The following is a 16,919-nucleotide window of genomic DNA, read 5'->3' as shown; positions in this document are numbered from 1 at the left end:
CCTTCGAGTCGATCTCGGCGCGCGTGTATGACAGTGCCGTGATAGCTGCTGTGACGGTCGCGTTGATGTTCGCGAGCGCTGATTGCACCTGCCGGACTAGGGAGCTTGTCTGTGTGCCCGTTGGTGTCTCGAGCTCACGCAGACGGCGGAAGATGTCGTCAAAGTTGCGGAGGAACTTCTGGATCTCGGTCCCGCCTTGGGGGTAGCCACCGGCCATGGTTAGATTTCTTCCTTCACTTGGTTGGTGCCGGGATTGCCGGCCTCGATGTCGATGAGCCGGGCGAGCAGTTTCTGTTCGCGCCGGCGGGTAGTCGTGCCGGTCCAGATGGAGGGTTGCGCTAGAAAAGTTGCACCCGGTTTTCCCTCTGCCGTGACGTACCGGAAGAACTCGGCCAGGAACAATGCGCGCACGGCCGCGCATTGTTCGTCGGTCGCGTCCGTGATCGGCCAGCGGTCGACCGAAACAATGGAGTGATGCCGGGAACGGCGAATGTAGATCGACGCTCCCGCCGGGGTCGTGCCTTCGGGCTTCATGCGGCACCTCGACTCAGGTGCGCCTGGTCGCGCTTTGCGCAGATACCCTCGGCCTTTGACGACGGGGACCAAAGCCCTTGACCGCATATCGAGCAAGACTCGCTCTGGACGGTTCGGACGGTTTCAGCGGTTCCGGCGGTTACTGGGAGGGGGGTAATCCCGAACCGGTGCCAGATTCTCTCGAACTGTCCGACGCGATACCCGCGGATGCCTTCGGGGCTCTTCGATGAGAACACCTTGAACGCCTGGGTAAGGAGCCTCCCGAATCGCTGCACGGTGAGGCGGTGGCCGTAGGAGCTGGCTTCCCCCCAGTACCCGGCATTGAAAGCGATGAGCCGTTCGACCAGTTCGCTCGATCGGATGAAGCCTTCGCCGTCGTGCCAAACTCCGTGAAGGTCGCCAAGCAACACGACTGCGGGCGGGAGCTTGGTCAGTCCGTCCTCCCGCTCCATCTCCGCCTCGCGCATGTCGCGTTCGATGAGCTGCGCGGTGATTCCCGGCCATTCCCCGCCTGCTGCGGCTGCTACACGCATAAGCGGATTCCAGCGTTCCTTGATTCGTCCTATGCAGCCGGCGGGAAGCTCGGGGCGAACTGTTCGCACGAACTCCCGCGCTTCCTCCATGGCGTTCGCCAGGGCCTCGGCTAGGTCGCGCGCGTCGGGCTCGATCTCTTCCCAGTCGGAGGACTCAACGAGCCCCTGAAGGTCTGGCATGAGCAGCACTCGGATCGACCGTGAGCGGGTATCGTCTGGCAAGTTCGGGGCATTGCCAGCCATTGCTACGGGCGAGTAGGTGGGCATCTCGGCCACCTCCCACTCGCCTCCCTTGCCGGGCACCAATACCGGCCGCGTGCCCCCGCGCTTGTACCCACTATTGAGAACCGCGATCAGATCCTCTACGCCGGGTTTCTTCGGGTCGAGTGACCTATCTACCTCGTCAATCAGGATCGTTCGAATACCCTTGTCCAACATGCGGGTGAGCAGGGCGGGCGAGGACAGGGACGCGGCCTGAATCGGGGCCAGGCAGAGCCGGTGGAGATGTTCTAGGACTGTCGTCTTGCCTGACCCTGGCATGGTGCTATCGAGGATGAGCCGCGGGGTTGAGTAGGTTTCCAATGCAACGTGCGTGTGTGCTGCCCACAAGGTGAGTAGGTCGAGGTCGAGGTCGTCGGTTACGGAGATGTAGCAGCGGAACCATGCTCGAATGTCGGTCAGTACCCCCTCTAGGGAACCGCCAGAGCCGCCGGAACCGTCCGAACCGTCCGGCGGGGGGCTCTCACCCGTGATGCGCAAGGCGCTTTCTGTCATGCTGCGTTCCTTTGTTCAGTTAGAAATTGAGTCCAGTAGTCCGCGGCGGCCTGGTCGAGCTGCCCCCGCTGCCACTCCTGAAACTTGACGCCGGGGTTAGCCCACCGTGCGTAGTACCGATCAGCGGCGCTCTCAGCGCGTTCTAGAGCCGGGGCGAGTGATTGCCTGCCAGACTCGAAAGCGAACGTCCAGAGGGCCATGAGAGCCGGGGGAAGCTGGGACAACTCGACATTGCCTAGGGTCAAGTCGTCGGCCAGCCTCGACAGGTAGTGCTCTGCCGTATCGCTCAGCGTGATCCGCTGCGGGTACTGTCCAGCCTCCCGCGCCACGACTAGGGCCAATCGGGATCGGCGGGGCGCTCTGCCTGGTGTGCCAGCTCGATGAGCCTGGTCGCCAGGCGTCGCGCCTCGTCAGGGGTCAGGTGTTCTTCTCGGGCGTCGATGTAGACAACGCCACGGCCACCAATTACGGCCACGTGGTGGATAGCCATTACCGGGTCGCCGTCACGAGGTAGCCGGCACGCTCGAGGCTGCCACCAACCGCGTGCTGGTCGCCGTTGCAGAGGGTGAGCATGTCCAGGTCGTCGGGGCGGATCGTGCGGCCTGACGGGCTCGTGACAGTCGGCGCGCCCATTAGGAGATCTCTCCGGCGATGGCGCGGAACTTCGCGGCCATACCCTCGAGCGCAAGAGCGAACCCTGGCACCTCGAGCATGCTCAGCCGGCCGTCGATCTGGAACGAGATGGCGATGGTGTCGGCTCCGTTGAGGCCGATCCTCATTCTCTGGGCTAGGACATCCCAGTCCATCATGTGGGGTTCGGCGGTGGTCTCGTGCCAGATGGTCTTGTCTTCGCCGAGGTGCGTCTTTTCCTCGGGCTTGTGCTTGCGCTCACCCGCTTCGTGTCCTTCGCACCAGCCGAACGATTCACACGGGAGAATCTCCAGGCGGTCGAACGGGTCGTTCAGGTCGGCGACGGTGGTTGCTGGTACGGTGGTCGTAGTATTCATGTGAGCTGTTCCTTCGTGAGAGTTGGATTCGGTTTCGTTGCCGTCGATGCCCTGCCAGGCTTCGGCGGCTTTTTCTTTTAGCTGACGCATCAGACGGCCTCCGCTGCTGTGCCGCTGCGAGCTGAGGCTTCGAGCCACTCGATGCACTCGCGCTCTGTGTAGAGCACGGTCTTGGGTGTGGGCTTCCTGTATCGAGGACCTGTCCCTTTAAATCGAAGCTGTGCTAGCTGCCCCTTAGTCATGCCGGGAATCAGTGCAACGACCTGATCAATGCTGAGGTAATTTTCCATTTCATTCCTTACTTGCGAGGGGTTGACGTGAACAGTCAATCATAAATCTCCGTCCACGTCAACAATAAGCAATAGCGAATACGTGACGTAATCGGTAAGCTGCTCTCGTGATAAAGATTTCTTCGAAAATGGGGCCGTCGAATCTTGTTGATATCGGCGGCGGGCTGGTGATCCTCAAAGAATTCACCGTGGAATTCGACGCTGAAGACATCGATACCGACACCGAGGCCAGCATGAAGGTGTATTGGGACAGCGAGCATTTCACTTATGAAATCGCCGAACTGAAGTTGACCAGGGCAGGGGACCAGCAGCTAAACGGGTCGTTATTGCGCGCGCTGCCGATCCAGGCCATGTTGCGAGCGGCAATTAGCCGCGCAATACAGTTCAAAGTCCCTGCCGAATCAGGTTTCGAGCTCCGACATATCGCGATTTCCGACGCGGAGGCTAAGAGACTGTCAAAGCAGGGCCCAAAGCCAGAGACTCTTGATTGGGTAGCCAGGATCTACAAGACGGCCCGTATCAAACTCATGCCGCCAACTCAGTACGTTGGCAGCTTCTTTGAAATTCCTCACAGAACGGCTTCACATTGGATAAAACTGGCGCGCGATCGCGGCCACCTGACGGACTAGACCATGGGTAGCATCCACCCTTACGACTCGTCAGCCGGCACGCGATACCGGGCAACGTACCGGAAGCCTGACCACTCCCAGGGGACTAAGCGCGGCTTCAAGACAAAGCGGGATGCACAGCTGTTTCTGGCATCCGTCGAGGTATCGAAAGCTCGAGGCGAGTTTGTCGACGCGACGGCGGCACGATCCACAGTCGGCACCCTCGGCGTTGAATGGCTGAAGGCACAGTCTCACCTGAAGCCCTCGAGCCTGCGCCCGGTGGAGATTGCGTGGCGGCTGCACGTCGAGCCGGTATGGGGCAAGCGCGCTGTTGGCTCTATACGGCATAGCGAGGTTCAGACGTGGGTTACTGACCTCACCGGGATTCGGGGCGCTACGACTGTTCTAAGGGCCTATGGGGTGCTTGCCAGCATCCTTGATACGGCGGTGAAGGATCGGCGCGTGAGTGTCAATGTTGCCCGCGGCGTGAACTTACCCAGGAAGGTCAGCAAGGAACACGTTTACCTGTCTCACGACCAGGTGGCGGCACTCGCTGAAGCATCCGGTGAACGGGCGGGGTTGGTGCTGCTGCTGGCCTACACCGGCCTTCGGTGGGGTGAGGCTATCGGGCTTCAGGTGAAGGATCTGGACATGCTGCGGCGGCGTATCAACGTCACCCGTAATGCGGTCGAGGTCGGGGCGCATATTGAGGTGGGAACGCCGAAGAGCCATACGCGGCGGTCGGTGCCGTTCCCCGCGTTTCTGGCGCCGCTGCTCGCTCAACAATGCGAGGGCAAGAGTCGTGATGATCTGGTGTTTGCGGACAAATACGGGCAACACCTGAAGCGGACCAGGGTTAGCGAGGGAACGCGGAGCTGGTTTCTCACCGCTCTGTCTACTGCCGGCCTGCCGAAGATGACTTTTCACGATTTGAGGCACACGGCGGCATCGTTGGCGGTGAGCGTCGGGGCGAACGTGAAGGCAGTCCAGCGGATGCTCGGTCACGCTTCCGCGGCCATGACCCTTGACACCTACGCGGACCTGTTCGATGACGACCTAAACGCAGTTGCGGACCGGTTGAATGACGCTGCTACGTTCTCGGGTGTTGTCAAACCGTTGTCAAACGGGCATTCTCGGGGATGAGAAAACCCCCTACTTCCCAGTGTTTATATGGGATGCAGGGGGTTAGTTCTGTGCGGAGACGGTGGGATTTGAACCCACGGTACCCCGTGAAGGGTACTCCACCTTAGCAGGGTGGTGCACTAAGCCGTACTATGCGACGTCTCCTCGGTGCCTGCAATGCAAACACACCTCAGCAATCATAACCTCACTCGCGGCGTCCGTTGAACCCGGGCGCCGGATGCCGCGGTTTCTACTGGTTTTCGAGGGTGCGACCGACGGAACAGGTGAGTTCTCCGGCCGTCTGGCCGGTCGCCGAATCGGACAGCACGACGACGCCCGGCGGCGTAGCCGCAGGCTCGGGTGTGGCGTTCGGGTCGGCTGCCGGGTCGGTCGGAGCGGGTGTCACGGACGGGTCCAGGGTCGCACCGGCGCCGAGTGAGCCGCCGAGCTGGAACGGCTGGTCGTCGGCGACGGCCGTGAACAGGTCGTCGAAGTCCGGCTGCAGGGGCAGTACGCCGCCCTCCGTGCCGCCGGTCGGAACCTGCACGAACACGACCTGGTCCAGCGGGATGTCCTTGAGCGCCATGGCGATCGAGGCGAGCGTCGATACATTGTTCAGGCTCGCCGACAGGTCCATGTTCGCCGTCACGGCCTTGGCCAGGGAATACACCTTGAGGGGGTCGGCCAGGGTGTCGGCGCTTTTGATCGTACGCACCAGCGCCGACATGAAGACCTGCTGGTTGTTGATCCGGGTCAGGTCGCTGCCGTCTCCGATGCCGTGGCGGGTGCGCAGGAACTGCAGGGCGGCGACGCCCTCGAGTGTGTGCATTCCCGGGGTGAGGTAGGTCTGGGTGTAGTCGTCCTGGATTTCCTCGGCCACGCAGACCGGAACCCCACCGACTGCCGTCGACATGGCCATCACTCCGCTGAACTGCACCTCTGCGGCGAAAGGAATGTCCAGTCCGGTCAGTTTCTCCACGGTGAGGACGGTGCAGGCCAGGCCGCCGTAGGTGAGCGTGGTGTTGATCTTCTGCCGGCTCATCGAGCTGAACGACCCGCCCTGGGGATCGGGGCAGCTCGGGATGGGCACGAACATGTCGCGGGGGAAACTGATCACGGATGCGTTGCTGTGGTCGGCCGAAATGTGCAGCAACATCGTGACGTCGTTCAGGTCTCCGGTCGAATCCTCATCGCCGAATCGGGCGTCCTGGCCCTTGCGGCTGTCGCTGCCGACCACGAGCAGGTTCACACCGCCGGGGATCGCGCCGATCTGTGGGACCGGGCCCGCGGTTTCGTTGGCCAGGTGCACGCTCGGCTGCACGCTCGATGCGACGTCGTAGGTGGCGAGGGCGGCCACGGACACGCCGCTGACGAGTACCACGGCCATCGTGGCGGCGAGGATCTTCACGACGGCAACGAGGGGGTTGGACCGCTTCAGCCGGCCGTGCCGGGCGAAGGTCGAGAGCTTGCCGGAGCGGGTCGAACGGGGGCGCAGTTGGTCGCTCACTCAGGTCCCTTCGTCGTATGCCGGCGTACAGCATCCAGCTGCGGAGGGCGTGGGATTCGAACCCACGAGACATCTCTGCCCACCAGTTTTCAAGACTGGCTCCATCGGCCGCTCGGACAGCCCTCCAATATCGCCGCACAGTAGCGCAGAACACACGCGATCGAAACAGGCGAATACCGACCGATTCTAGCCGATGAGCCGCCGTTCAAAACGCCAGCGGACGCTGGCCACGGGCCGGCAGCGGCTACAGGCTGCTCAGCGCGAAGGCGAGGCCGTCATCCTGGACCGCCCCTGTCGTCTCGCCGGCGGCGGCGATGACCTCGTCCGGCGCCTGCCCCATCGCCACTCCGCGTCCGTGAACGGCCGCCCACTGCAGCATCTCGATGTCGTTGCGGCCGTCACCCACCGCCATCACCCGGTCACGGGGAATACCGATCTCGGCGCGCACTCGTTCCATCGCGGTCGCCTTGTTCACGCCGTCGGGAGCGATGTCCAGCCAGGCGGTCCAGCCGATCGCGTAGCTGACCCGGTTGAGGCCCATCCGGTCGACCACCCGGAGGAAGTCGTCCATGTCGTGGTCCGGCGAGATCACGACGACCCGGGTCGCCGCGTGGCGGAGCAGGTCGTCGAAATCGACGTGCTCGCTATCGAGTCCGATGGTCGCGTCCGGGAACGGCTCGGTATAGCGGTAATAACCGTGCTCGTCTTCGACGGCGTAGCGGGCGGTGGTCAGGTGCGACTTGATCGAGAGGAGAACGTCGGTCGGGTCGAAGGTCTCGACCCATTCGCGGCGGTAGCCGGTGGGCGAATCCGGGTCGCGGTGCATGGTGATCGCACCGTTGGAACAGACGACATAGCGCGGCGCGATCTCGAGGCGGTCGAGCACGGGCAGCGTGGTCGCCGCGGAGCGCCCGGTCGCGAGCATGATTTCGTGGCCGGCCGCATCGAGGCGCCGCACCTGCTCGAGCACACGCTGGCTGATCGTTCCGTCCTCATGCATCGTCGTACCGTCGATGTCGAGGGCCACCAGCCAGGGAGCATCCGTCTTGCCCCGATTTCTCACCGTGGCCGCGTCGATGCTCACGGGGCAGACTCGATCACGGCGAGACCGCCGAGCCAGGGCCGCAGTGCCTCCGGAATGATCACGGACCCGTCCGCCTGCTGGTGGGTTTCCAGCATCGCGACGATCCAGCGAGTGGTCGCCAGGGTGCCGTTGAGGGTGGCGACAGGGGCCGTCTTGCCCGATTCGGTGCGATAACGGATGTCCAGCCGCCGGGCCTGGTAGGTGGTGCAGTTGCTCGTGCTGGTGAGCTCGCGGTAGGCGCCCTGGGTCGGGACCCAGGCCTCGATGTCGAACTTGCGCGCCGCGCTCGAGCCCAGGTCGCCGGCGGCGACGTCGATGACCCGGTAGCTCAGCCCGAGCGACTGGAGCATATCCTCCTGCAACGCGACGAGACGGTCGTGTTCGGCCTCAGCGTTCTCCGGAAGCACGTAGGTGAACATTTCGAGTTTGTTGAACTGGTGCACCCTGATGATCCCGCGGGTATCCTTGCCGCCCGAGCCGGCCTCGCGGCGGTAGCAGGTCGACCAGCCGGCGTAGCGGAGCGGCGCCTCGGTCAGATCGAGGATCTCATCGGAGTGGTAGCCGGCGAGCGCGACCTCGCTCGTGCCGGTGAGGTAGAGGTCGTCGGCGGGCAGGTAGTAGATCTCGTCGGCGTGTTCGCCGAGGAATCCGGTGCCGTCCATGATCTCCGGCCGCACGAGGGTGGGCGTGATCAGCGGCACGAAGCCCGCGGCGAGCGCGTGGTCGAGGGCCATGTTCATCAGGGCGATCTCGAGGCGGGCGCCGATGCCTTTGAGGAAGTAGAAGCGCGCACCGGACACCTTGGCCCCGCGGGCCATGTCGATCGCACCGTGGAGTTCGCCGAGTTCCAGGTGGTCGCGCGGCTCGAAGTCGAAGACGGGGAATTCACCGTGCGTGCGGAGCGTGACGAAGTTGTCCTCGCCGCCCGCCGGGACGCCGTCGATGATCGGGTTGGCGAGCGTGCGCATCACCGCGGTGAACGCCGTCTCGGCATCGGCCGCGGCCACGCCGGCGGCTTTCACCTCGGCCGCGAGCGCCTGGGCCTCGGCGACAAGCGTCTTCTTCTCCGCGGCGGGGGCGGATGCGACCCGCTTGCCGAACAGGTTCTGGGCTGCCCGCAGGTCCTCGAACGTCCTGATCGATGCCCTCCGTTCGGTGTCGGCCTCGAGGGCACGATCAACCGCCTCGACGGACGCACCGCGCGCCATCTGAGAACGCTTGATGAGGTCGGGATTCTCTCGCAGCAGCACAGGATCAATCACGTTGGCCAGTCTACAAGCGCCCGCCGGGACACCTTGCTAGCCTTACCCCGTGAATACTCCCGGTCAGGCCGACAGAGTTCTGCGCGCTGCCGTCGTGTACAACCCGATCAAGGTTGACCTGGAGAAACTGCAGACCAGCGTGGCAGCGACCGCCTCGGACGCCGGCTGGGAGCAAAGCCTCTGGTTCGCAACCTCCAGAGACGATCCGGGCCACGGCGCCGCGCGGCTCGCCCTGGAGCAGGGCGCATCCGTCGTGCTCGTGGCCGGCGGCGACGGCACCGTACGCGCCGTGGCCGAAACGCTCCGGGGCACCGGAGTCGCCATGGCCATAGTTCCGGCGGGCACCGGCAACCTCCTCGCCCGCAACCTGCAGCTCCCGCTGTCGAGCCTGGACGAATCGGTCGCGATTGCCTTCGCCGGTGTGGACAAGGCCATCGACGTCGGGGTGGCGAGCGTCACGACCGAGTCCGGCGACACGGCAGAGCATGTCTTCCTCGTGATGGCCGGAATCGGCCTGGATGCACGAATGATCGCCAACACCCGCGCCGACCTCAAGAAGCGGGTGGGCTGGCTCGCCTACGTCGACGCGGGAGCCCGGGTGATTCCCACGGCCAAGCCGTTTCGAATCCGCTACAGCGTCGAGGGACGCACCGACCGACCAGCCCAGGTCAGCACGATCCTGGTCGCCAACTGCGGCTTGCTGCCGGGGAACGTGCAGTTCCTCCCTGAGGCACGCACAGACGACGGCATTCTCGACATTGCGGTGCTACAGCCGAAGGGTTTCCTCGGCTGGCTCACCATCTGGCGCCGGGTGACCTGGGAGAACGGGGTGCTCCGCCGGTCGGCGGCGGGCCGGCGAAGCATCGACCGCACCGAATCGAGCAACGAACGGGTGATGACCACCCTGCGCGGCACCGACATCCGGATCGTGCTCGAGCAACCACAGGAGTTCCAGATGGACGGGGATGAATTCGCCGCGGTGCGCGCGGCCTCATTCCGCGCCGACCCGGGCGCGCTGATCGTGCGGATGCCGCCCACCGCCTGAGCCGAGATTCGGGATCAGGCCTGTTCGTCAGCGGAGGCGTGCGTGGCGGGGACGTCGCCGAGCAGTTCCCGAAGCCATTCCCTCGCCCCGATGAACACGCCGTCGTCGTAGTGCGAGGTGAATTCGATCGGCCGCTTGTCCGCGCGCGGATACGAGCCGAGGAACAGCACCTTCGGGCTGAACCGGCGCAGCCCGAGCAGCGCGTCGGCGACGCGTTCGTCCTGGATGTGACCGTCGGCGTCGATCACGAACCGGTACCGTCCCATCGCGTCGCCGATCGGCCGTGACTGAATCAGGCTGAGGTTCACGCCCCTGGTGGCGAACTGTTCGAGCATGTCCAACAACGATCCGGGCCGGTCTTCCGGCAACTCGACGATCACGCTCGTCTTGTCGGCACCGGTCCGGGCCGGCACGGAGGTGCGGCGACTAACGAGCACGAATCGGGTGACGGCGTTGGGGTTGTCGCCGATCCCGGTCGCGAGAACGTCCAGGTCATAGCGTTTCTCGATGCCGATCGGCGCGATCGCCGCATCCGCCTGGTCACCGTCAAGGAGGGCCGACGCGGCCGTCACGTTACTTGACGCCGGGATGTGGCCGTGGTGCGGCAGGGTCGCCTCGAGCCAGCCGCGGCACTGGGCGTAGGCGACGGGATGCGCGTTCACGACCCTCACGTCGGCCAATTCGGTGCCGGGCCTGGCCACGAGCACGAAATTCACCGGCACGAGGTACTCCCCGATGATGCGCAGGTTTGGCACGCTCGCCAGGGCATCCTGGGTGGCGGACACGCCGCCGTCAACCGAGTTCTCGATCGCAATCATCGCGGCGACGCTGCGCCCGGAGACGACATCGGCGAGCGCCTCGCCCACATTGTTGACCGAACGCCAGGCCTTCCCGCGAGCCTCGGCCACCTGCGCGAGGGCCGCTTCCGTGAAGGTACCGGCGGGGCCGAGGAAGCTGTAGCTGACATTGCGCGTCTCGGACATGGCTCACAGCCTACTTGCAGTGCAAGACTGGGTTCCATGACAGCACAAGCGGGCACCCCGGCCCAGGAATCTGACCTGATCGACGTCGACGCGCTGGTGAAGGCGTATTACGACCTGAAACCGGATGTTTCGGTGCCCGCCCAGCGGGTCGCCTTCGGCACATCGGGGCATCGGGGCAGTTCCCTGAATACGGCCTTCAACGAGGACCACATCATCGCCACCACGCAGGCGATCGTCGAGTACCGCGCGGCTCAGGGCATCACCGGACCGCTCTTCATCGGCACCGACCCGCACGCCCTGAGCGGCCCGGCCTACACGACCGCACTCGAGGTGCTGGTCGCCAACGGCGTGCGCGTGCTGGTGGACGAGTTCGACGATTATGTGCCGACCCCGTCGCTCTCGCACGCGATCCTGGCCTACAACCGGGCCGGGAACAGCGACGAGGCCGACGGCATCGTGGTCACCCCGAGCCACAACCCGCCCTCCGACGGCGGCTTCAAGTACAACCCGCCGCACGGCGGCCCGGCCGACAGCGACGCCACCTCGTGGATCGCGAACCGGGCCAATGAGCTGATCGCGGCCGGTCTGCGCGACGTCAAGATGAGCGAGCCGAGCGCGGTCGAGACCTACGACTTCCGTGGCCACTACGTCGACGATCTCGAGAACATCATCGACATGGCCGCGATCAAGGCGAGCGGCATCCGGATCGGCGCCGACCCGCTCGGCGGAGCCAGCGTCGGCTATTGGGGCGCCATCCGTGACCGCTACGGGCTCAACCTGACCGTCGTGAATCCCAAGGTCGACCCGACCTGGCGCTTCATGACCGTGGACTGGGACGGAAAGATCCGGATGGATCCGTCCAGCCCGTCGGCGATGGCCTCCGTACTCGCCCACAAGGACGACTACGACATCCTCACCGGTAACGACGCCGACGCGGACCGCCACGGCATCGTGACTCCGGACGCCGGACTGATGAACCCCAACCACTTCCTGGCCGTCGCCATCGACTACCTCTACAGCCACCGCGAGGGCTGGCGCGCCGACGCCCAGATCGGCAAGACGCTCGTCTCGTCAACCATGATCGACCGGGTCGCCGGTTTCCTCGGCCGGGAACTCTGGGAGGTTCCGGTCGGGTTCAAGTGGTTCGTGCCCGGCTTGATCGACGGATCGGTCGCGTTCGGCGGTGAGGAGAGCGCCGGCGCGAGCTTCGTGCGCTTCGACGGCACCGTCTGGACCACAGACAAGGACGGCATCCTGCTGGCCCTGCTCGCCTCGGAGATCCTCGCCGTGACCGGCAAGTCCCCCAGCCAGCGTTACGCCGAGCTCGCCGAGCATTTCGGGGCCCCGGCCTACGCCAGGGTCGATGCCGCGGCAACGCCGGCGCAGAAGGCGCAACTCGGCAAGCTCGACGGCGAAGCGATCACGGCCACCGAACTCGCGGGCGAGAAGATCATCGCCAAGCTCAGCCACGCCCCCGGCAACGGCGCGGCGATCGGCGGGGTCAAGGTCGTCACAGAAAACGCCTGGTTCGCGGCCCGGCCGAGCGGTACCGAAGACGTCTACAAGATCTACGCCGAGTCGTTCCTGGGCGAGGAGCACCTGCGCCAGGTGCAGGTCGAGGCCAAGGCCATCGTCGACGCGGCGATCGCGTGATCTCGACGGGCTCGATCACCGCGGTGGTCGAGCCCGTCCGGCAGTCAAGCCCGTCCGGCAGTCAAGCCCCGTGGTCGAGCCCGGTGGTCGAGCCCGGTGGTCGAGCCCGTCCGGTGGTCGAGCCCGTCCGGTGGTCGAGCCTGTCGAGACCCGCTACGGAATGCTCCAGTAGTACGCCGTGCCGCCCGGGTGCTTCTCGGTGATTGCGTAGTCGACCGAGCGGAAGTCCGTGTCGTCGGTGTGACCGGCGTAGAAGATCTCGATGTTGTCGCCGGAGCCTTCGATCCGCGTCACCACGCCGGTGTGGTCACGGTCGCCGGAGTTGTCCCAGTCGAACTGAACGACGTCGCCGAGCTTGACCTCGTCACGCTGGTCGTCGGTGAGAGCGGACGCCCGGCCGGAGCTCGCGAGGTATCTCATCATCGAGGTGGAGCTGATCCAGGCCGAAGAATGCGTGAAGGAGCCGCCGGTGCCATCCGACCACCAGTCGTCGTCCATGGCCCAGCCCCGCTGGATCAGGGACTGGCTGGTGAAGTTCACGCAGTCATTGTCGCCGATGATGCCGTAGTCGGCCGTGTTGTAGTCGGTCCAGTGCGCGAGCATGTAGTCGACCTGTGCCTGAACGCCCACAGTGGCCACGGGTGCGGGCTCGCCCGCGACCGCGACCGGAGCGCCGGCGTCGGCCGGAACCGCACGGGAGGTGGAGGTCGGCGCCTTCGACTTCGAGGCCTCGCCGGTCACGGTGTCCCCGGCACCCGCGGCCCGTGCCGCTGAGGACGGCTCGTCGTCGCCGAGAGAAGCGACCGCCGCCGTTCCGGCAACGAGTCCGCCGAGGACCAGCACGACTACGCCGATGCGGAAACGCCGGGTTAACAACACACATGCCTCAATTCGTTGGGGAGGTACAAATCCAGATAAGCACACTCGGGATCTATCTTCACAGTGCAGGCTGTGAACTGTCCGGCGTCAGAAGGTGCTCGACGCTCCCGAACCGAGCAGCCACTAGCCCGAGCAGCAACTCAGGGGTAGGTGGGTGCCGCCGGTAGGCCGAAGAACTCCTCGAGGGTGGTCACGCCGGTCCGGTGCATCTCGGTCGAGAGGTCCACTCCGATGTACCGGAAGTGCCAGGGCTCATAGGCGTAGCCCGTGATCGCGACCTTGTCGGCCGGATACCGCAGCAGGAACCCGAACCGCCACGCGTTCTGCGCCAGCCACTGGCCGTGCACGGTGTCGCCGAAGCAGGCCTCGAACGCACACTCCGCGGGCAGGGAACTGATGTCGATGGCCAGACCGGTCTGGTGCTCGCTCGTTCCCGGGCGGGCCGTGCTCGTGTCCGCGACGGCCTGGCCGTGCTCCGTCACATCCGTGCCGTAGACATCGACCTGGGTCGGATAGCTGCGATAGGCGCTGTGCGACTGGAGTTGCAGCCCCTGTTCGGCGGTGAAGGCGGCGAACATCGAGACGACGGCGCTCGACGCCTCCGCGCGCAGCCTCGGCTCCCAGACGTGCGGCACCGGAACGTCGACCAGATCGGGCGGAACGTAGTCGGGCGGGTTCAGGGCTCGGGCCTTATCGACGACGACCCAGAGGCTGGTGGGATCGTCGATGGAGCGGGCCGATCCGTTAAAGGTGGGAACGGTGGCCGGATGCTGCGAGCCCGTGGGCGCCGGACGTGACGGTCCGGCCTGGGTGTGCACGGGAATGGGCAGCGAGGCCGGCGTCGGTGAGGGTGCGCTCGACGCGACGACGCCGGCAAGGGAGTGCGTCGCCTGTCCTGAGATCGTGCCGACCACGAGCGCGCCGCCGGCAAGAACTGCGCCCACAACGGTCAGCGCAACAATGCGCCGTCGTCGGAACGACGGCGACATCACCGATTGCTGATCTCGCCCCACAGCATGGATCCTAGACCCGGAAAGCGAATCCCTCCGGGACGTGGCGGGCGATGGTTGAAGATTGTTTGCTCGTCGTGTAACTTTGCAGGCGATGCAAACTCCACCCGCTCCCGTCTCCGCCGCCCCGCTGATGAACCATCGGCAGATTCTCTTTGTCATCTTCGGTCTGATGGCCGGGATGTTCCTCTCTGCCCTCGACCAGACCATCGTCGGCACGTCGATGCGCACCATCGCCGACGACCTCGACGGCATGGCCCTGCAGGCCTGGGTGACGACCGCGTACCTCATCGTCTCGACCATCAGCACCCCGATCTACGGGAAGCTGAGCGACATCTTCGGGCGACGCCCGTTGTTCCTGATCGCGATCACGGTCTTCCTCGTCGGCTCCCTGCTGGCCGGCATGGCCAACTCCATGTATGAGTTGGCGGTGTTCCGGGCGATCCAGGGGCTGGGTGCCGGCGGTCTGATGGCGCTTCCCCTCACGATCATGGGCGACATGCTCGCGCCGCGCGAACGCGCAAAGTACCAGGGCTACTTCCTGGCCGTCTTCGGCGTCTCCAGCGTGATCGGCCCGCTGATCGGCGGGCTGCTTTCCGGCGCCACAACAATCCTCGGCGTCACCGGCTGGCGCTGGGTCTTCCTGATCAACATCCCCATCGGCATCGTGGCGCTGGCGATCGTGCTCAAGTTCCTGCATGTCCCGCACTTCAAGCGCCCGGTCCGCATCGACTGGTGGGGCGCCGTCACCGTCGTCCTCGCCGCTGTCCCGCTGCTGCTGGTCGCCGAACAGGGCCGCACCTGGGGCTGGGCTTCCCTGGCCTCACTCGCCTGCTACGCGATCGGCGCGTTCGGCATCGCAGCCTTCATTCTGGCCGAACGAATGATGGGCGACGATGCGCTCATCCCGCTCAAGCTCTTCACGTCGCCGACGTTCACGATGGCGACTGTGCTCGGCGTGTTCGTCGGGTTCGGCATGTTCGGCGCCATGATGACCGTTCCGCTCTACCTGCAGCTCGTCGACGGAGCGAACCCCACCGAGAGTGGGTTCATGATGCTGCCGATGATCCTCGGCCTGATGATCTCGTCGATCGTCAGCGGCCAGATCATCGCCCGCACCGGCCGGTACAAGATCTTCCCCACCATCGGCACTGCGTTCATGTCGGCCGGCTTCCTGCTCTTCACCTTCTCGACCGCCGACAAGCCGGTCTGGTTCATGATGATCGGGATGCTCCTGGTCGGCCTCGGCCTCGGCCAGCTGATGCAGACGCTCACCATTGCCAGCCAGAATTCTGTCGGCCCGCGCGATATCGGCGTCGCGACGAGTGCGTCGACGTTCTTCCGCCAGATCGGCGGAACACTGGGCACCGCCGTGCTGTTCTCTGTGCTCTTCACGCGCATTCCGGACACTCTCGAAGCGGCCTTCGGCAACAAGACGCTCCTGGCCGGCGTCAAGGCCGCCGCAACGGACCCCGCCGTCCAGGCCGATCCGGGTAACGCGGGAATCCTCAAACTGCTGGCGAACCCGAGCGGAATCGGCGGTGCCCTGGACGGGGACACGTCCTTCCTCAAGGCCGCTGACTCGCGCCTGGCCCAGCCGTTCCTCGTCGGCTTCAACGACGCCGCCCTCACCGTGTTCTGGGTGAGCCTGATCGTCGTGCTGATCGCGTTCCTGTTGAGCTTCTTCCTCAAGGCCCCGCCGCTGCGGAAGACCTCCGCGCTTCAGGAAGCGGCCGATGAGCACGCTGCCGAACAGGCCGAACTGACCAGGGACGCCCAGCGCGCCGCCGACACCATGGGTGCCCTGATCGAACCGGGAATCGACTCCGACGAGTTCGAGCGCCCGGGCCCGGCCAGGGCGAACTGAGGGCCGCACGTCACGGGGCGTGAGGAATGAATCGAGCGTCCGGGGCGTTGTCCCGATGATGCGAATTGTTATAGCAGGTGGACACGGAAAAATTGCTCGGCACCTCACCAGGGAGCTGACCCGACACGGGCACGAGGTCATCGGCCTGATTCGAAGCGACAGCCAGATCGCGGATCTCACGGCCGACGGGGCGACGCCGGTCGTGATCGACATGGAGAACTCATCGACGTCGGAGGTGGCCGCACTTCTGTCCGGCGCCGATGCCGCGGTCTTCGCCGCCGGCGCCGGTGCGGGCGGGAGCGAGGAGCGCCGGAAGGCCGTCGACCTCGGCGGCTCCGTGCTTCTGGCCGACGCCGCCGAGGCCGCCGGTGTGGCCCGCTTCATTCAAATCTCCTCGACCGGCACGGAGAAGGTGCGCGACGGACGGATCCCCGGAGACGTCCCGGCGGACTTCCTTGGCTACCTCCAGGCCAAACTGGCCGCGGAGGAGGATCTCGTCGCGCGCCCCCTGACCTGGACCATCGTTCGCCCTGGCGGACTGGTCGACGACGCGGGAACCGGGCGCGTGCGCCTCAGCCCCGCCGGCCCGGGCCTCGCCGAGGAGCAGGCGACCGTACCCCGCGAGGACGTCGCGGCCGTGCTGGCCGAGCTGATCACCGGCGGCGCCGCAGAGCGCCGCATCGTGCATCTCGTCTCCGGCGACGACACGATCTCCTCCGCCGTGGCGGCGTTCGCCTAACGAGACTCGACTTCGGCCGCCC

18 protein-coding genes and 2 tRNA genes are annotated in these 16,919 nt (G+C 65.4%); 6 read left to right on the top strand and 14 right to left on the bottom strand.

Going from position 1 to position 16,919, the window contains the following annotated elements; all coding sequences use genetic code 11:
- The 6 genes from QMG61_RS06395 to QMG61_RS06370 form a co-directional block, all read right to left on the bottom strand.
- Positions 1-217, bottom strand: a 217-nt coding sequence (locus tag QMG61_RS06395) for a hypothetical protein (protein WP_283493501.1), incomplete at its 3' end; no start/stop codon positions are given.
- A gap of 2 nt (positions 218-219) precedes the next feature.
- Positions 220-534, bottom strand: coding sequence for a hypothetical protein (locus QMG61_RS06390; RefSeq protein WP_283493500.1), 315 nt, complete (start codon positions 532-534; stop codon positions 220-222).
- Positions 531-1,841, bottom strand: coding sequence for a DUF3631 domain-containing protein (locus QMG61_RS06385; protein ID WP_283493499.1), 1,311 nt, complete (start codon positions 1,839-1,841; stop codon positions 531-533). The genes QMG61_RS06390 and QMG61_RS06385 overlap by 4 nt, the downstream gene beginning before the upstream one ends.
- Positions 1,842-2,172: 331 nt before the next feature.
- A complete protein-coding gene (locus tag QMG61_RS06380; protein WP_283493498.1) occupies positions 2,173-2,331 on the bottom strand; it encodes a hypothetical protein in 159 nt (52 codons plus the stop codon).
- Complete coding sequence (locus QMG61_RS06375; RefSeq protein ID WP_283493497.1) at positions 2,331-2,474, bottom strand: hypothetical protein; 144 nt, start codon at positions 2,472-2,474, stop codon at positions 2,331-2,333. The genes QMG61_RS06380 and QMG61_RS06375 overlap by 1 nt, the downstream gene beginning before the upstream one ends.
- Positions 2,474-2,848, bottom strand: coding sequence for a hypothetical protein (locus QMG61_RS06370; protein ID WP_283493496.1), 375 nt, complete (start codon positions 2,846-2,848; stop codon positions 2,474-2,476). The genes QMG61_RS06375 and QMG61_RS06370 overlap by 1 nt, the downstream gene beginning before the upstream one ends.
- 397 nt (positions 2,849-3,245) lie before the next feature.
- Here QMG61_RS06370 and QMG61_RS06365 point away from each other — a divergent pair, with 397 nt between their 5' ends.
- Both QMG61_RS06365 and QMG61_RS06360 read left to right on the top strand, forming a co-directional pair.
- Positions 3,246-3,767: a hypothetical protein gene (locus QMG61_RS06365; protein WP_283493495.1), complete on the top strand. Its 522-nt coding sequence runs from the start codon at positions 3,246-3,248 to the stop codon at positions 3,765-3,767.
- 3 nt (positions 3,768-3,770) lie between these two features.
- A complete protein-coding gene (locus tag QMG61_RS06360) occupies positions 3,771-4,889 on the top strand; it encodes a site-specific integrase (protein WP_283493494.1) in 1,119 nt (372 codons plus the stop codon).
- 53 nt (positions 4,890-4,942) lie between these two features.
- Here the strand turns inward: QMG61_RS06360 and QMG61_RS06355 are convergent.
- From QMG61_RS06355 to serS, 5 genes are all read right to left on the bottom strand, one after another.
- Positions 4,943-5,033: transfer RNA gene (locus tag QMG61_RS06355), tRNA-Ser, on the bottom strand.
- Between the two features lie 85 nt (positions 5,034-5,118).
- Positions 5,119-6,375: an LCP family glycopolymer transferase gene (locus QMG61_RS06350; protein WP_283493493.1), complete on the bottom strand. Its 1,257-nt coding sequence runs from the start codon at positions 6,373-6,375 to the stop codon at positions 5,119-5,121.
- A 41-nt stretch (positions 6,376-6,416) separates the two neighbouring features.
- Positions 6,417-6,501 (bottom strand) — tRNA-Ser (locus QMG61_RS06345).
- Between the two features lie 118 nt (positions 6,502-6,619).
- The gene (locus QMG61_RS06340) at positions 6,620-7,459 is read right to left on the bottom strand and encodes an HAD family hydrolase (RefSeq protein WP_283493492.1); all 840 of its coding nucleotides are present in this window, start codon (positions 7,457-7,459) and stop codon (positions 6,620-6,622) included.
- Positions 7,456-8,721 (bottom strand): serine--tRNA ligase, encoded by a 1,266-nt coding sequence (serS, locus tag QMG61_RS06335; protein ID WP_283493491.1) that lies wholly within the window; start codon positions 8,719-8,721, stop codon positions 7,456-7,458. The genes QMG61_RS06340 and serS overlap by 4 nt, the downstream gene beginning before the upstream one ends.
- 49 nt (positions 8,722-8,770) lie before the next feature.
- On the opposite strand from serS, the gene QMG61_RS06330 reads away from it, so the two are divergent.
- Entirely contained in the window at positions 8,771-9,766 is a 996-nt protein-coding gene (locus QMG61_RS06330) for a diacylglycerol/lipid kinase family protein (RefSeq protein ID WP_283493490.1), read from the top strand.
- A 14-nt stretch (positions 9,767-9,780) separates the two neighbouring features.
- Here QMG61_RS06330 and pheA read toward each other — a convergent pair whose 3' ends face one another.
- Positions 9,781-10,749: a prephenate dehydratase gene (gene pheA, locus QMG61_RS06325; RefSeq protein ID WP_283493489.1), complete on the bottom strand. Its 969-nt coding sequence runs from the start codon at positions 10,747-10,749 to the stop codon at positions 9,781-9,783.
- 36 nt (positions 10,750-10,785) lie between these two features.
- Between pheA and pgm the strand changes: the two genes are divergently transcribed.
- A complete protein-coding gene (gene pgm / locus QMG61_RS06320) occupies positions 10,786-12,402 on the top strand; it encodes a phosphoglucomutase (alpha-D-glucose-1,6-bisphosphate-dependent) (protein ID WP_283493488.1) in 1,617 nt (538 codons plus the stop codon).
- A 153-nt stretch (positions 12,403-12,555) separates the two neighbouring features.
- Here the strand turns inward: pgm and QMG61_RS06315 are convergent, their stop codons facing one another.
- Together QMG61_RS06315 and QMG61_RS06310 are read right to left on the bottom strand one after the other, a co-directional pair.
- On the bottom strand, positions 12,556-13,281 hold the full coding sequence (locus QMG61_RS06315) for an amidase domain-containing protein (RefSeq protein ID WP_283493487.1): 726 nt from the start codon (positions 13,279-13,281) through the stop codon (positions 12,556-12,558).
- Positions 13,282-13,421: 140 nt separating this feature from the next.
- Positions 13,422-14,270: a M15 family metallopeptidase gene (locus QMG61_RS06310; protein WP_283493486.1), complete on the bottom strand. Its 849-nt coding sequence runs from the start codon at positions 14,268-14,270 to the stop codon at positions 13,422-13,424.
- A gap of 115 nt (positions 14,271-14,385) precedes the next feature.
- Between QMG61_RS06310 and QMG61_RS06305 the strand changes: the two genes are divergently transcribed.
- Complete coding sequence (locus QMG61_RS06305; protein ID WP_283493485.1) at positions 14,386-16,158, top strand: MDR family MFS transporter; 1,773 nt, start codon at positions 14,386-14,388, stop codon at positions 16,156-16,158.
- Between the two features lie 55 nt (positions 16,159-16,213).
- Entirely contained in the window at positions 16,214-16,897 is a 684-nt protein-coding gene (locus tag QMG61_RS06300) for an NAD(P)H-binding protein (protein ID WP_283493484.1), read from the top strand.
- Positions 16,898-16,919 lie beyond the last annotated feature (22 nt).

It is taken from the genome of Cryobacterium sp. PH31-AA6, from assembly GCF_030063195.1.
Taxonomy (GTDB): domain Bacteria; phylum Actinomycetota; class Actinomycetes; order Actinomycetales; family Microbacteriaceae; genus Cryobacterium.
Note: the sequence above shows the minus strand (reverse complement) of the source record. Positions and strands in the feature narration are given on the sequence as shown.

Coding starts and splice junctions, on each gene's coding strand:
- QMG61_RS06305 (WP_283493485.1), top strand. CDS start 14,386: ATGCAAACTCCACCCGCTCCCGTCTCCGCCGCCCCGCTGATGAACCAT.
- QMG61_RS06385 (WP_283493499.1), bottom strand. CDS start 1,841: ATGACAGAAAGCGCCTTGCGCATCACGGGTGAGAGCCCCCCGCCGGAC.
- QMG61_RS06370 (WP_283493496.1), bottom strand. CDS start 2,848: ATGAATACTACGACCACCGTACCAGCAACCACCGTCGCCGACCTGAAC.
- QMG61_RS06390 (WP_283493500.1), bottom strand. CDS start 534: ATGAAGCCCGAAGGCACGACCCCGGCGGGAGCGTCGATCTACATTCGC.
- QMG61_RS06380 (WP_283493498.1), bottom strand. CDS start 2,331: ATGGCTATCCACCACGTGGCCGTAATTGGTGGCCGTGGCGTTGTCTAC.
- QMG61_RS06360 (WP_283493494.1), top strand. CDS start 3,771: ATGGGTAGCATCCACCCTTACGACTCGTCAGCCGGCACGCGATACCGG.
- QMG61_RS06375 (WP_283493497.1), bottom strand. CDS start 2,474: ATGGGCGCGCCGACTGTCACGAGCCCGTCAGGCCGCACGATCCGCCCC.
- QMG61_RS06300 (WP_283493484.1), top strand. CDS start 16,214: ATGATGCGAATTGTTATAGCAGGTGGACACGGAAAAATTGCTCGGCAC.
- pgm (WP_283493488.1), top strand. CDS start 10,786: ATGACAGCACAAGCGGGCACCCCGGCCCAGGAATCTGACCTGATCGAC.
- QMG61_RS06310 (WP_283493486.1), bottom strand. CDS start 14,270: ATGTCGCCGTCGTTCCGACGACGGCGCATTGTTGCGCTGACCGTTGTG.
- pheA (WP_283493489.1), bottom strand. CDS start 10,749: ATGTCCGAGACGCGCAATGTCAGCTACAGCTTCCTCGGCCCCGCCGGT.